This window comes from Streptomyces sp. NBC_01335, from assembly GCF_035953295.1.
Classification (GTDB): Bacteria; Actinomycetota; Actinomycetes; order Streptomycetales; family Streptomycetaceae; genus Streptomyces.
The window spans coordinates 7,955,224-7,968,660 of sequence record NZ_CP108370.1 but is presented as its reverse complement, the minus strand read 5'-3'; the positions used below and the strand labels follow the sequence as shown (position 1 = coordinate 7,968,660).

The 13,437-nt window shown below is 69.1% G+C and carries 12 protein-coding genes and 2 pseudogenes; 9 read left to right on the top strand and 5 right to left on the bottom strand.

Going from position 1 to position 13,437, the window contains the following annotated elements; translation table 11 throughout:
- Positions 1-34: 34 nt before the first annotated feature.
- Together OG599_RS33520 and OG599_RS33515 are read right to left on the bottom strand one after the other, a co-directional pair.
- Positions 35-1,108 carry an endonuclease/exonuclease/phosphatase family protein gene (locus tag OG599_RS33520; RefSeq protein ID WP_327179730.1) on the bottom strand — a complete coding sequence of 358 codons (1,074 nt, stop codon included), beginning with the start codon at positions 1,106-1,108 and terminating at the stop codon, positions 35-37.
- A complete protein-coding gene (locus OG599_RS33515; RefSeq protein ID WP_327179729.1) occupies positions 1,105-1,605 on the bottom strand; it encodes a MarR family winged helix-turn-helix transcriptional regulator in 501 nt (166 codons plus the stop codon). Before OG599_RS33515 ends, OG599_RS33520 begins: the two co-directional genes overlap by 4 nt.
- A gap of 188 nt (positions 1,606-1,793) precedes the next feature.
- Between OG599_RS33515 and OG599_RS33510 the strand changes: the two genes are divergently transcribed.
- The 3 genes from OG599_RS33510 (at position 1,794) to pyrF (ending at position 5,703) form a co-directional block, all read left to right on the top strand.
- Entirely contained in the window at positions 1,794-3,287 is a 1,494-nt protein-coding gene (locus OG599_RS33510) for an MFS transporter (RefSeq protein WP_327179728.1), read from the top strand.
- A 70-nt stretch (positions 3,288-3,357) separates the two neighbouring features.
- Complete coding sequence (locus tag OG599_RS33505; protein ID WP_327179727.1) at positions 3,358-4,920, top strand: LLM class flavin-dependent oxidoreductase; 1,563 nt, start codon at positions 3,358-3,360, stop codon at positions 4,918-4,920.
- Positions 4,921-5,001: 81 nt separating this feature from the next.
- Positions 5,002-5,703 carry an orotidine-5'-phosphate decarboxylase gene (pyrF, locus tag OG599_RS33500; protein ID WP_327179726.1) on the top strand — a complete coding sequence of 234 codons (702 nt, stop codon included), beginning with the start codon at positions 5,002-5,004 and terminating at the stop codon, positions 5,701-5,703.
- A 295-nt stretch (positions 5,704-5,998) separates the two neighbouring features.
- Here pyrF and OG599_RS33495 read toward each other — a convergent pair whose 3' ends face one another.
- Entirely contained in the window at positions 5,999-6,628 is a 630-nt protein-coding gene (locus tag OG599_RS33495) for a hypothetical protein (protein WP_327179725.1), read from the bottom strand.
- Positions 6,629-6,942: 314 nt separating this feature from the next.
- On the opposite strand from OG599_RS33495, the gene OG599_RS35550 reads away from it, so the two are divergent.
- Positions 6,943-8,009, top strand: a protein-coding gene (locus OG599_RS35550; protein ID WP_442809636.1) for an IS630 family transposase whose coding sequence is annotated in 2 segments (ribosomal slippage) — positions 6,943-7,386 and positions 7,389-8,009 — 1,065 coding nt in all. Because the reading frame shifts where the segments join, the coding sequence is not laid out codon by codon here.
- 88 nt (positions 8,010-8,097) lie between these two features.
- A pseudogene (locus OG599_RS33480) lies at positions 8,098-8,954 on the top strand (IS5 family transposase).
- Here the strand turns inward: OG599_RS33480 and OG599_RS33475 are convergent.
- On the bottom strand, positions 8,938-9,747 hold the full coding sequence (locus tag OG599_RS33475; RefSeq protein WP_327179723.1) for a hypothetical protein: 810 nt from the start codon (positions 9,745-9,747) through the stop codon (positions 8,938-8,940). The pseudogene OG599_RS33480 and the gene OG599_RS33475 overlap by 17 nt on opposite strands.
- A gap of 333 nt (positions 9,748-10,080) precedes the next feature.
- Here OG599_RS33475 and OG599_RS33470 point away from each other — a divergent pair, with 333 nt between their 5' ends.
- The 4 genes and pseudogenes from OG599_RS33470 to OG599_RS33455 all read left to right on the top strand — a co-directional run bounded on the left by OG599_RS33470 (position 10,081) and on the right by OG599_RS33455 (position 12,750).
- On the top strand, positions 10,081-10,806 hold the full coding sequence (locus tag OG599_RS33470) for a dienelactone hydrolase family protein (RefSeq protein WP_327179722.1): 726 nt from the start codon (positions 10,081-10,083) through the stop codon (positions 10,804-10,806).
- A gap of 120 nt (positions 10,807-10,926) precedes the next feature.
- The gene (locus tag OG599_RS33465; RefSeq protein ID WP_327179721.1) at positions 10,927-12,093 is read left to right on the top strand and encodes an IS630 family transposase; all 1,167 of its coding nucleotides are present in this window, start codon (positions 10,927-10,929) and stop codon (positions 12,091-12,093) included.
- A gap of 69 nt (positions 12,094-12,162) precedes the next feature.
- Positions 12,163-12,267, top strand: a pseudogene (locus OG599_RS33460) (ATP-binding protein); the annotation flags it as partial.
- A 120-nt stretch (positions 12,268-12,387) separates the two neighbouring features.
- On the top strand, positions 12,388-12,750 hold the full coding sequence (locus tag OG599_RS33455) for a hypothetical protein (RefSeq protein WP_327179720.1): 363 nt from the start codon (positions 12,388-12,390) through the stop codon (positions 12,748-12,750).
- 249 nt (positions 12,751-12,999) lie between these two features.
- Here the strand turns inward: OG599_RS33455 and OG599_RS33450 are convergent, their stop codons facing one another.
- On the bottom strand, positions 13,000-13,428 hold the full coding sequence (locus tag OG599_RS33450; protein ID WP_327179719.1) for a nuclear transport factor 2 family protein: 429 nt from the start codon (positions 13,426-13,428) through the stop codon (positions 13,000-13,002).
- Between the last annotated feature and the right edge of the window lie 9 nt (positions 13,429-13,437).

The following is a 13,437-nucleotide window of genomic DNA, read 5'->3' as shown; positions in this document are numbered from 1 at the left end:
CCCGCACGGCCCTGGGGTGGGGCGGAGCGGCGGGTCAGTCCGTCAGCAGGACGGCCGCCTGCTCCGGAAGGACCGCGAGTTCCGCGACGACGGCCCGGTGATCCGTCCCGGGCAGGGTGTGTTCGCGGAGGAAGACCCCCGCGAGCCCGGAGCCGTGCAGCACGTGGTCCAGCTGGACGAGGGGCGGAGCGAGCCCCGCGCCGACGGGCCAGGTCGGCGCCCAGCCCTCGCCGAGCTCGGCGTGGGTGTCGGTGAGACCGGCGGCCAGCAGGGAGCGCATCGGGGCGTGGTCGAGGGTGGCGTTGAAGTCGCCGAGGAACACGGCGTCGGGTCCGTCGTCCTGTGCCAGAACGGCCAGGGAGTACATGTCCCTGCTCCACCGCCCCGGGTTCCCGAGCGGGTAGTAGGTGTGGACGGCGACGAGCCGCACGGTGCGTCCACCGACCGTGATTCCGGCGGTGGTCTGGGGCCACACGGTGTCGATGTCCGTGGTGTCCGCCCCGGTCAGCGGGGTGCGGGAGTAGATCGAGGAGTCGTACTCGGGGTGCAGTGCGTGGTACGGCAGCAGGGCGTCGAGGCCCGCCCCGCCGAGCGCGTCGAGCCCCCGCGCGGGAGTCTGCTCCACGGCGAGGACGTCGATCCGCTCGGACCGGACCATCTCCACCACCGCCGCCGGGTCGACCGCCCCCTCGTCGGTGTTGAGGGTCGCCACCCGCAAGCGGGCTGCCGACGGCGGGACGGTGACGGAGTCGGAGACGAACCTCGGTGCCACCAGCCACACTTGGGCGATGATCAGGAGCAGCGCCACGGCTGCCACGCTCCAGGACCGCAACGCGCGTACGACGGTGGTGAGGCCGAGCACCAGCAGCGCCAGGACGGCCGTGTGGGGGAACAGCACCATCGGTACGGCCAGTGGCGTGCCCGCGTCCTTCCCCGTCAGGCGTACGAGGAGCAGGGCGGCGGGTACGGCGAGCACGAGCCCGCAGGCCGCGAGCCCCCAGAACCGGCCGCGCGCCACGCGCCGCCGGCCGCGTCCACCGGGGCGGCGTGAGCGATCCGCGTTCGCGGAGCCCGTACTGTCGGCGCCCAGCGCCGTACCGCTTCTCATGAGTTCTGCTCCGAGGCGTCCAGCACGCGCCGGAGCAGCGTGGTGAGGGTCTCCCGTTCGGCGGGGGTGAGGCAGGCGAGGAAGACGTCCTGGGACGCGTCGGCGACGAGCCGTACCCGGCGCTGGAGGTCCGTCCCTCCCTCGGTCAGCGCGACGAGTTGGCGGCGGCGGTCGGCCCGGTCCCGCTCCCGGCGCACCAGCCCGCGTTCCTCGACGGCGTCGAGGTAGCCCCCCAGGTGGCTGCGCTGGAATCCGAGCCGTTCCGCCAGCACGTGCTGGGGCAGCGGGCCGAAGTCGGCGAGCGCCGTCAGGGTGGCGAAGTGCGGTAGCCGCAGGCCGTGTTGGCCCACCGCGTCCACCAGAGCCTCGTGCCCGAGGCGCGCCACGTGGCTGACGAGATAGGAGGGCAGCGCGAGGAGGCCGGGAGGCCGGGACAGGGATGCCGCTCTCTTCTCCGGGGAGTCTCCACCGGTCCCGCACGCGGGGATTTCGCTCATGTGTCCACGATACAGCGGCAGTTGCTGGACGTAAGGATGACGTCATGTAATGATTCCCTGGTGATATTAACTTGCCTGCCCGGCCGCAGCCCCGCCCTGCTCCCGGCGCCTCCCGCCCGCCCGGTCCGCCCCGTCCACCTGCTACACCTGCTCCGCCCGGTCCGCCCGGTCCGCCAGAGGGAGGTTCGATGAGCGCCATCCCCGCTCCGGCGTCCGGGGCTCCCGCCTCCACCCCGCCCCGCGGCACCACGGCGCCCTTCGCGGCCCTGCTCCTCGCCGTGCTCTCCTTCTCGCTGATGCAGACGATGGTGGTGCCGGTACTCCCCGAACTCCAGCGGGAGTTCGGGGCCTCCACGACGTCCGTGTCCTGGGTGCTCAGCTCCTTCCTGCTCACCGCCTCCGTCGCCACCGCGCTGCTGGGCCGGGTGGGCGACATGTTCGGCAAACGCCGTGTGCTCGTCGCCAGCCTCGCGGTCTTCGCCGCCGGTACGCTGCTGGCCGCGCTCTCCGGCTCGCTCGCTCTGCTGATCGCGGCCCGGGCCGTCCAGGGCGTCGGATCGGCCGCCTTCCCGCTCGCGTTCGGCATCGTCCGCGACCAGTTCCCGCGTGAGCGGGTGCCCGTCGCGATCGGTCTGATCTCGTCCACGTTCGGTATCGGCTTCGGCGTCGGGCTCGTCGTCCCGGGCCCCATCGTCGACGCACTGGACTGGCACTGGATCTTCTGGAACGGACTGATCGTCGTCGTGGCGGGCGTCGCAGGCGTCGTGGCGTTCGTCCGGGAGTCTCCGGTCCGCTCCCCCGGCCGCATCGACTGGTCCGGAGTCGTCCTTCTGAGCGCCGGAATCGTGGCCCTGCTGACCGCCATCAGCCAGGGCAGGTCCTGGGGGTGGGCGTCGGGCCGGATCGTCGGCCTGTTCGTCGCCGCGGTCGTGCTCCTCGCGGTGTTCGCGTACGTCGAGTCGAGGGTGCGCGAGCCGCTGATCGACCTCGCGCTGCTGCGCCGGCGGGCGGTGCTGACCAGCCATCTCACCGCTCTCGTCATCGGGTTCGGGATGTACGGGGCCTTCACCCTGGTCCCGATGCTCGCCCAGACCCCCTCCTCGGCCGGGTACGGTTTCGGCGCCTCGGTCACCGGGTCGGGGCTGTTCATGGTGCCGATGGCCGCGACCATGCTGATCGCCGGCCCGCTCGCCGGACGGATCGGCGCGGCCGCCGGCTGGAAGCTGCCGCTGGTGCTGGCCTGCCTCATCGGCATGGCTGGCTTCGTCGTCTATGCGACCGCCCATGCCGACGCTGCGGCGATGTACGCGGGTTCGGCGGTGCTCGGCGTCGGCGTCGGCTTCGCCTTCGCGGCCCTCGCCAACCTCGTCGTCAGCGCGGTCGACCGCGGCCGGACCGGGGAGGCGACCGGCATCAACACCATCATGCGCACCATCGGCGGGTCGCTCGGGGCGCAGATCGCCGCGTCCCTGGTGGCCTCCCACGCGGTGCCCGGCAGCCGGCTGCCCGCCGAGTCCGGCTACACGACCGCGTTCGTGATGTCGGCGATCGCACTGGCGGTGGCCGCGGTCGCTGCGCTCTCCGGTCCGGGGAGACTGTGGCGCGGAGCCACCGCACCCGCCGCCGGTGGACAGCCCGCCGCCGGGGAAGCGTCCGCCGCCGGGAAAGTGTCCGGCACCTGACGCGACCGCAGTCCCCCGCCCCCGCCCCGGCCGTGTCCGGCCGGACCGACCATCGCAACGGAGTCTTCCCATGCCCGACTACGGACACGACCTGCTCTTCGGCACCATTCTGGTGCCGGTGTCCGAACACCCCGAGGACGCGGTCGAGCTGGCCCGGACGGCCGACCTGGCCGGGCTCGACCTGGTCAGCGTCCCGGACCACCCCTACCGCCCGGACCTGCTCGACGCCTGGGCGACGCTCGCGGTCGTCGCCGCCTCCACCGCCCGGGTGCGGGTCTTCCCCAATGTCGCCAACCTGCCGCTGCGTCCCCCCGCGATGCTGGCCCGCACCGCCGCCGCCCTGGACCTCCTCACCGGCGGCCGGGTCGAACTGGGGCTGGGCGCGGGGGCCTACTGGGAGTCCGTCGCCGCCGACGGCGGCCCCCGCCGCACCCCGGGGGAAGCGCTCCGGGCCACCCGGGAGGCGATCGAGGTGATCCGGGCGCTCTGGACGCCGGGCAGACGGGTCCACCTCGAAGGCGCCCATTACCGACTCGACGGTGCCGTCTCCGGCCCCGCACCCGCGCACCCGATCGACATCTGGGTCGGGGCGATCGGCCCCCGGATGCTGGATCTGGTGGGTACGGCGGCGGACGGGTGGCTGCCGAGCGTTCCCCACGTGCCCCCGGCCCGGCTCGCGGCGGGTCACCGCGCCGTCGACGAGGCGGCGGAGCGGGCGGGCCGCGATCCGGGAGCGGTGCGCCGTCTCTACAACCTCTCCCCGGGCCGGGACGGCTTCCCGACGGGACCGCCCGGGGCCTGGCCGGAGCAGTTGGCCGCGCTGACGCTCGAACACGGAACGAGCGCTTTCCTCCTGCCCGTACGGGAGCCGGGGCTGATCGAAAGGTTCGCCGCCGAGGTGGCGCCCGCGACCCGGGAGCTGGTGGCCGCCGCGCGTTCCGGTGCGGCGGGGGCACCCGGAACCGGGCGGGGTGCGGTGGTCGCGGAGAGCGGTACGGGCTCGGGGGCGGGTACGCCGCTGGATTCCGGCACCCGGCTCTCGGTCCGGGCCACCGAACCCCCCGGGGAGCGGCGGTCCGCCGAGCGCCCGTGGGACGAGGCGACCCGCCCTTCCGCGCCGCCCGCCGGCCCGGACCGGCGGTACGCGGCCGGTGGGCAGGAGGCGGCGCGAAACCTCGTCGCCGCGCACGACCAGCTCCGCGCGGATCTCGACCGGCTGAGGCAGGTCGTGCGCGAGGTGAGGGACGGGGCGAGGGACCCGGGAGAGGTCCGCTCCGAGATCCAGCGGCTGAGTCTGCGTCAGAACGCTTGGACACTCGGCGCGTTCTGCGCCTCGTACTGCCGGGTGACCACCCTGCACCACACGCGCGAGGACCAGGACCTCTTTCCCCACCTGCGCCGCGCCGATCCGCGGCTGGGGCCGGTGCTGGACCGGCTGGCCGGGGAACACCACGCCATCCAGGGGGTGATCGAGCGTCTCGACCGCGAACTGGTCGACCATGCGGGAGGGCAGACCGACGGGAAGGAGCTGGAGGCCGTGGTGGACCTGCTCACGGATGCGCTCCTCTCCCATCTCGCGTACGAGGAAGCCGAACTGATCGAGCCGATGGCGAGGTTCGGCGCCGGCTGGTGATCCCCGAGTGGCCGCCGGGCGGGCGGTGGCCGCGACGCAGGCCGCTGACGCCTCCAACTCCGCTTGGGTGACAATGACCTTGTGGAGTCAAACAGTCGGATCATCGTTGCTTTGGACTTTGACCATCGCCGAGCGGCCGACGAAGTCGTCGACACGCTTGGTGAGGAGTGTCGTTTCTACAAGGTCGGGATGGAGCTGCTCACCGCGGCGGGGCCGGGCCTGGTCGAGCACCTCGTAGCCAAGGGCAAGGAGGTCTTCCTGGACCTGAAGCTCTTCGAGATACCGAAATCCGTGGCCGGCGCGGTCCGTGCCGCCGGCGCCCTGGGTGCCTCCATGGTGACCGTCCACAGTATGGGCGGCGTCGGCATCATGTCCGCCGCTGTCGCTGCGGCCCGTGACTTCCCACGCCTTCGTGTGCTGGCTCTGACCGTCGTCACCAGCATGACGAGCTCCGATCTCGCTGACATCGGCGTCACCGGCTCAACCTCGACCGAGGAGCAGGTGTTGCGGCTGGCCCGGCTGGCGGAAGGCGCTGGTTGCCACGGCGTCACCGCATCGCCGCAGGAAGCCGTGGCCCTGCGTGGGGTGCTGGGAGCCGGCACACTGATCGTCACACCGGGAGTCGCGCTTCCGGGTGAGTCCCCAGGTGACCACGCCCGGCCGAGCACACCGCGTGGTGCCATTGTCGCCGGCGCGTCACATGTTGTCGTGGGCGGGACGGTGACCCGTGCCGCAGACCCGGCGGCCGCATTCCGGCTCGTCCGTGCCAGCCTGGAGTCGTAGGCGGAAACGATCACCGAACTGGATGGCCAGGCCCCTGCCGGCAAGGGCTGTCGGCGTACACGTGAACGCGCACTTCCGCGTACGAATGAAAGTGCACCGTTCTTGATGTGGTGAGGTCTGTGTCGCGCGAGTCTTCTGTCGTCCTGGTCGGTTTGTGGAAGGCGGAAAGTGGCCTTGGATCCGCATCGCTGGTTGGAGCTGAGGCGGTTTCGCGGGCTGCGAGAGTCCGGCGCGATGAGCCCGCGGGAGATCACGAAGGAAACCGGGCTGAAATCGAGTTCGCGCGTCACTGGTATCAAGCGATCTCCGGGCGCCGGCGCTGACCTTCCGGTGTGAACGTGAATCGATCGGCGAACGGGCCATCACCACAGCGGACCGCGAGAAGCAACGGCGCTTCCCGATCCGGGGGCCATGACGAGTCAGATCCAGGCTCGGTGCTGTTCCACAGGTGGAAGGAGATCATCGGCTCTGCGATGTCGTTGGTGACATAACCGAGGGTCTTCCCGTAAAGCGGGTTGGTTCCGCCGAACAGCACCGACGGAGGACCGAAAGCAGCAAGAACATCTGCCCACACTCGGTCGTGCTCTGCCCACGGGCTGATGACGCTCCGCATTGACGCGTATGTCTCGGCATCCAGCACCCGGTCGGGCTTGAGCCACCCCTGTCGCCATGCGAACTCCGCATATACGGAGGCCACGCCGCCATCGTGGTCGGATGCAAGCAGTCGGCTGATGGCGCCTTTCACGCCAGTGGGGGGCCAAAGGCCTACTTCGCCCCAGGAGTGCTTCTGTTCACCCCAAACTTCGGGCCGTTGCTCAAGGAAGAGCAGATGGTCCATCGCCGTCCGAGCGGCGAGCTCTACATCGCCGTACATCCCCGGCCTGCGCAGCACAAGGTTGAACTGATCGACGAGGTAGTTACGCATGTCGTCCGATGATGCGAGCACAGTGTCCACGGCCCCCGGACAGCCTGGCCTACGGCACCGGCAGACCGGCCGGCAGGCGGCGGAGGTCAGAACTCGACCAAAGCACTGGTACACACACCTCTGTACTCCGTGGTGCAGCCAGAGGAATACGCCGACAGCTAAAGGCTGGCCCGTAATCTGTGGTGGACCAGTGTACGGCGTCAGATGCGGTGCATCGCAAGGCGGAGGAAAGAGCGCTTACAACGGCTACTGAGATTGAATTCGTGAAGTCGTAGGGGCTGACGGGGGGTGCTTGCCTGCGGTATGACGGGAGGATGAGGTATCCACAGGGTGGCGGGTTGACCGCTGAACGGCAGTGCAGGCGCGAGGAGTTACGGCTCCAGGCGGCTGAGCGGTTCGCTCGTGGCGAGGGCAGTACGGCGATCGCCAGGGATCTGCGGGTCAGTGTCCGATCGGTGCAGCGGTGGCGTCACACGTGGTCCGAGGGCGGCCCACGGTCCTTGCGGTCGCAGGGGCCCGCGTCGCTGCCGCGACTGAGTGAGAAGCAGTTCGCTCAGCTGGAGTCCGAGCTGGCCAAAGGACCGGCCGCGCACGGCTGGGAGGACCAGCGCTGGACTCTGAACCGTGTGAAGACGGTGATCGGACGGCGCTTCCACCTCACGTACACGATTCAAGGTGTCCGCAAGCTGTTGGTGCGTAACGGCTGGTCCTGCCAGGTCCCGGCCCGTCGTGCCATGGAGCGGGACGACGAGGTGGTGGCCGGGTGGGTCAAGGAGGTGTGGCCCCGCGCGGAAGGCTAGCGGCGGCCCGTGGAGCATGGCTGGTCTTCGAGGACGAAGCCGGCTTCTCCATGACGCCGTCGCACGCAAGGACCTGGTCGCAGCGCGGGCGGACCCCGGTGGTGCGGGTCCGTGGCCGCTCGCGCAGACGGATATCGATCGCCGCCCTGACCTGCTACAAGCCCGGCCACCGCTCCCGGCTGATCTACCGGCCGCGACGGGACGGTGGCAACCGTGACGGGCGCAAAAGCTTCTCCTGGCGCGACTACCGCGACCTGCTGATCGCAGCCCACCAGCAACTCGGCGGCCCGATCATCCTCATCTGGGACAACCTCAACGTCCACAAGGCCGCAGGTCTACGGGAGTTCGCCGAATCCCGTGACTGGCTGACCATCCTCTACCTGCCGTCCTACGCCCCCGACCTCAACCCCGTCGAGGGCATCTGGTCCCTGCTACGTCGCGGCTGGCTCTCCAACGTCGCCTTCTCCACGCCAGAACATCTCATCCGCACGGTCCGCAGCGGTCTCCGGCACATCCAGTACCGCAGCAACCTCATTGACGGCTGCCTCGCCGAGACCGGCCTGACCATCAGATCTGCGTAACGACACCACGAGTTAAACCTCAGTAACACAATGACGCGGATCGGCGCTGTTGACCGTGTCCGCGTCAGGAGTTGGGCGTTGTCCGGGCATGGGGACTTCGCCGTGGATCGTGTCAGATGACCTGTGGGAGCGAATCGAGCCCCTGCTGCCGCGCAAGAAGCGTCGGTTTCGGCACCCTGGACGCAAGTCGCTGCCCGACCGGCAGGTGTTGCGCGGCATCCTCTTCGTGCTGCACACCGGCATCCAGTGGGAGTACCTGCCAAAGGAGTTGGGCTTCGGGTCTGGCATGACGTGCTGGCGTCGACTGCGGGACTGGAACGAGGCCGGCGTCTGGCAGCAGCTGCATGAAGTGCTGCTGGCCGAGCTCAACGCGGCGGCCCGTCTCGACTGGTCGCGTGCGGTGGTCGACTCCAGCCACGTGCGAGCCGTAAAAGGGGGAGCCAGACGGGACCGAGTCCGGTCGATCGTGGCCGAACCGGATCGAAACACCACCTGATCACCGACGGACACGGCACACCGCTCGCCGTGATCCTCACCGGCGGCAACCGCAACGACGTCACCCAGCTCCTGCCGCTGATCGACGCCATCCCACCTATCAGGGGCCGGGTCGGGCATCCGCGACGGAAGCCGGACTCACTCTTCGCCGACCGCGGGTACGACCACGACATCTACCGCGACCAGGTCCGGCAACGCCGCATCGTCCCGGCAATCGCCCGCCGCGGCACCCTCCACGGCACCGGACTGGGCAAATACCGCTGGGTCGTCGAACGCAGCTTCGCCCGGCTCCACGGCTTTAAACGCCTCCGCATCCGCTGGGAACGCCGAGCCGACATCCACGAAGCCTTCCTCAAACTCGCCTGCTGCCTCATCACCCACCGACAGATCGGCTCACTGCGAAGGCCGATGCCGGCCCGTGAGACCAATCCGGCTACTTCCAGACGGTGAAGTAGTCCTTGACGGGCATAGTGATCTTGAAAACCATCCCGTACTCGCGTCGCAGATCCGCCACGCTGGTCGAGGCAGGCTCTCTGAGGCAACGTCGCACCGGCGGCTCATGAGGGCTGCACGGGCGTGGCTCTTCAATCAGCTGACCTGTGTGCCCGCTGCGCACCTGGTCCCAGCTGAGAGTGAGAGTCATGCCGCGGGACAACTGCATTGGTTCCCAGGTCCCAGGTCCTTCTGAATTGCCTGTTTTCCCGCGGTAGTAGTCGACGACTGTGCGCGCGTAGTGGAACTCATGGTTGAAGGGGATGGGAGGTCCCGTACGGTCTCCTGCGCTGAGCACTCCGTCGATGGTGTCGGCCATCCTGCGGGGATCTGCCCCAAAGTAGGCAGCAACGGACATGGTGCACTTGATCTTGTACCTGTCGGAGCCTGTCGGAAAGAACAGTTCCTTCGCGCTCCCGCCAACACACACGTCCTCCAGAACAACCAGCCCCAGCGTGAGCGGCGTTTCGGCGTCCCAGACGGCGATGACGTCCCGGCTGGCCAACTCCACCTCCTGCCGCGCCTTCAGGGCTTCTGGGCTGCCAGCCAGTTTGCGCACGGTCTTCTCGCTGGTCGCGCGCCCGCACGCTGCGAGAACAAGCACCAAGACGATAGTGAAAGGTAAGCCGATCACGCGGCGTATCCAGGGTCTCCGCTGTCGGCTCAGAGTCGGCGAACCGGGCCAGGTCGCAGCGATGGTAGCCAGAAGAACAGCCAGGACGAGTATCACGATCCAGAAGGTGGTCGTCATGACGGCCATGATTCGCTAGCTGCACGGACCGCTGCTACCCGTACAGATACTCATAGAGCTCAACGTCGAGGGACCGGACACTCATCTCCTGCCTGGAGCGACAGCAACGTCACCTCATTCTGTTAGGCGCTGTTAGTGGTCAGCTCTGTAAATCCTTCGGGGGTTGACTCTGGAACCTGTGTCGTGCGTGGTGCCGGGGCAGGTGTTGCCGTGGGAACGGGAGTTGTGACGGATCTTGTGAGCCGCCGCCGCATTTCAGAGGGACACCCGCGCTGTTCTGCCAGCGGCGAATCCCGGCCCGATCGGACTCGACGATCACTACGGTCCAGTCTCATGACGACGCTTACCACGCGCACGGTCCAGTACCCGGCCGACGGTCTGACGATGATCGGGCACCTCGCGCTCCCGGCCGGTGTCGACCGCCGACCCGCGGTGCTGCTCGGACCAGAGGGCACGGGGCTCAGCGACGTCGAGCGCCGCCGGGCCGATGCCCTCGCCGAGCTGGGATACGTAGCGTTGGCCTTCGACCTCCACGGCGGACGCTACTTGGAAGGCCCCGAGGAGATGATGGCTCGTTGCGTGCCGCTGCTCGCCGACCCCGACCGGATGCGGGGCATCGGCCACGCGGCGCTCGACGTGTTGTGCACCGAACCGCGGACCGACCCCGACCGGATCGCCGCCGTCGGCTACGGCACCGGGGGCGCCGTCGGGCTGGAACTCGGGCGCGACGGCGTCAGCCTGCGCGCGATCGCGACAGTCAACGGGCTGATCACGGGCCGACCGGGCGAGGCGGCGCGCATTCGCTGCCCGGTATGGGCCGGGGTCGGGTCGGAAGACCCGATCATGCCCCCCGCGCAGCGGGAGGCATTCACCGCCGAGATGCAGGCCGCGGGCGTCGACTGGCGCCTGGCGGTCTACGGAGGCGCCCTTCACGCCTTTCACCACCCGTCGGTCGACCACACCGTGCGCCCCGGCGTCGGCTACCACCCACGGCACGCACAGCGAGCCTGGCGCGACGTCGTCGGCCTGCTCGCCGAATGTCTGCCCGTGATGGAGTGATCTGGTCAGTCCAAGCTCGGACGCCCGGTGACCGCCGCGATGCCTGGGCTCCACTGCCAACGCGGGCGGGGAAGGCTGCGGCTTGCCAGTGATCCACTTCGGCCGATCGGCTCTCCCGCCATGCCCCTCCGCATTGCCTGCCCGATAGCCCCGAGTGCCGCCGAACGCGCACGGCTGAAGGCGATGGCCTACGGCCACAAGACCGAGCACCGGCTGCGGGTGCGTGCACAGGTGGTGCTGCACGCCGCGCGCGGACGCTCCAACGTGCGTATCGCCCAGGAGACGGGGCTGCACCTGGACACCGTGCGCCGCTGGCGTGGCCGGTTCGCCGAACAGGGCTTGCCGGGGCTCAAAGACCGTCAACGCTGCGGCCGCCCACCGGTGTTCACATCGCTACAGGTTGCCGAGGCCAAGGCACTGGCCTGCCGGCTGCCCGCCGAGAGCGGAGTGCCGCTGTCGCGCTGGTCATGCCCGGAACTGGCCTATGGGGACACCCAGCGGGGCATCGCCGCGTTCGTGTCGGCGTCCACCGTGCGCCGCTGGCTGGCCGACGACGCGCTCAAGCCCTGGCAGCACCGCTCCTGGATCTTCGTCACCGACCCCGACTTCCGCGCCAAAGCCCAGCTTGTGCTGGACCTGTACGCCCTCACCTGGCAAGGCACCGCGCTCGACGCCGACGAGTACGTCATCAGCGCCGACGAGAAGACCTCCATCCAGGCCCACTGCCGCTGCCACCCCACCCTCGCCCCGGGCCAGGCCCGCGCCATGCGCGTCAACCACGCCTACGGACGCGGCGGCGCCCTGGCCTACCTCGCAGCCTATGACGTCCACCAGTCCAAGGTGTCCGGCCGCACCGAGCCGCGCACCGGCATCGACCCGTTCATGAACCTGGTCACCCAGGTCATGGGTCAGGAACCCTACAAGAGCGCCAAGCGAGTGTTCTGGATCGTCGACAACGGCTCCTCCCACCGCGGGCAGAAGGCCGCCGACCGCCTCTCGGCGGCGTTCCCGAACGCGGTGATGATCCACACCCCCGTGCACGCCTCCTGGCTGAACCAGGTGGAGATCTACTTCTCCGTCGTCCAGCGCAAGGTGGTCACGCCCAACGATTTCACCGACCTTGCCCAGGTCGAGGACCGGCTCCGCGCTTTCGAAGACCGCTACAACGCCACAGCCCAGCCGTTCCAGTGGAAGTTCACCACCTCCGGCCTGGACGATCTGCTGGCCAGACTCGACCGGCACACCGCCGATCATCGAGAAGAATCCTCCGTCTCGCTGGCGGCGTGATCAACCCCCGAAGGACTTACGAACTCGACCACTTAGTCTCCACCCGCATCCGCAACAGGGCCGACCGCCGAGGTCCCGGCCACCGCCATCCTCGACCGCCTCCTCCACCTCTGCGACGTCATCTCCATCAATGGCCGCAGCTATCGCCTCAAGAACCGCCTCGCTGCCATCGAGTGGCTGTCTCGCGGGCACCGCCTTGGTCCTGGACGTGCGAGTGCCTCGGCTGCCCCACGCGCGACGAACCGGACCGGGAGTGGTCGAAGCCCAAAGCTACTGGCCAGCTACGGTGGTGGAATGACCGAGAGCCTGCCCGATGACGTAGCCGACGTGCTCGAGTTCGCCCTGAACACCGACGAGCCGGTTCACATCGCGCTCCGGAGGCAGGTCCCGCACCTCAGCGTGCGATCCCGCTGCACTTGCGGGTGCGGCACCGCCCACTTCGAACTCGACACCAGCGAGGTGGAGCCTGCTCAGACCGGTTCCGGCACCGTCATGGCCGCCGATGTACAGCTTTTCACCGAAAACGGCGAGTGCCCTGGTGAGGTCCTGGTCTTCGCACAAAGCGGCTACCTGTCGTGGCTGGAGGTCTGCTCATGGAGCGACGAGGTCGAAGTGAATCTGGTCGCAGCGCGTCGGTGGCTGCGGCCACCCTCGTGAGCCCGAACCGGAAGCCTCCAGCGGTCTCACCTCAGGAGGTCACCACGATCCATCCGACATCACCGGCGCGGAACCGCCACCCGCTACGACACGACTGCCGAGTCCTGCCAAGCAGCCGCCACTCTCGCCCCGCTCCTGATGTGGGCTTGGCCGTCGGGGCAACCCCAGGATGGGCTCTGCGGCGCGACGGTCAGTCCGAGAAAGGACTCCGGTGAGGGACGATGAGGGGGCGCTTTCTGGGCGGTTGCTTCATGCCAGCCGGTCGGGGATCGGGGCCAGCGTGTAGTTGTTCCAGACGTACGCGTCCATCTGGTGCTGGTCGCCGGAGAGGTTGACGACCCGGTCGACCTTGCCCTCGCGGTTGAAGTGCCACACCAGGGCCCAGGTGGTATCCACCTTGCCCGTCCCCTCGGTGGTCCAGCCGCGGTGGATGTCGACGACGTACTCCTCATTGGCCTCCAGGAACAGCGGTTCGGCCTGGAAACCGGCCTTGCCGAGCTGGGTGAAGAACGCCGCGACCTCCTCCACGCCGTGCTTGGTCCCCGACAGCGCGTGGTGACCCGGGATGGTCCACTCGACATCGTCCGTCAGCACCGCCCGCATGCCGTCGAGGTCGTAGGTGGCGTAGGCGGCGAAGAACGCGTTGATGGCGTCGAGCTTCGAGGTCTTGTCGCTCATGGTGTCCGC

Excerpts from the sequence above, each read along its gene's own strand:
- OG599_RS33465 (WP_327179721.1), top strand. The coding sequence starts at position 10,927 with ATGCCCCTCCGCATTGCCTGCCCGATAGCCCCGAGTGCCGCCGAACGC.
- OG599_RS33450 (WP_327179719.1), bottom strand. The coding sequence starts at position 13,428 with ATGAGCGACAAGACCTCGAAGCTCGACGCCATCAACGCGTTCTTCGCC.
- OG599_RS33520 (WP_327179730.1), bottom strand. The coding sequence starts at position 1,108 with ATGAGAAGCGGTACGGCGCTGGGCGCCGACAGTACGGGCTCCGCGAAC.
- OG599_RS33455 (WP_327179720.1), top strand. The coding sequence starts at position 12,388 with ATGACCGAGAGCCTGCCCGATGACGTAGCCGACGTGCTCGAGTTCGCC.
- OG599_RS33495 (WP_327179725.1), bottom strand. The coding sequence starts at position 6,628 with ATGCGTAACTACCTCGTCGATCAGTTCAACCTTGTGCTGCGCAGGCCG.
- OG599_RS33475 (WP_327179723.1), bottom strand. The coding sequence starts at position 9,747 with ATGACGACCACCTTCTGGATCGTGATACTCGTCCTGGCTGTTCTTCTG.
- OG599_RS33515 (WP_327179729.1), bottom strand. The coding sequence starts at position 1,605 with ATGAGCGAAATCCCCGCGTGCGGGACCGGTGGAGACTCCCCGGAGAAG.
- OG599_RS33505 (WP_327179727.1), top strand. The coding sequence starts at position 3,358 with ATGCCCGACTACGGACACGACCTGCTCTTCGGCACCATTCTGGTGCCG.
- OG599_RS33510 (WP_327179728.1), top strand. The coding sequence starts at position 1,794 with ATGAGCGCCATCCCCGCTCCGGCGTCCGGGGCTCCCGCCTCCACCCCG.
- OG599_RS33470 (WP_327179722.1), top strand. The coding sequence starts at position 10,081 with ATGACGACGCTTACCACGCGCACGGTCCAGTACCCGGCCGACGGTCTG.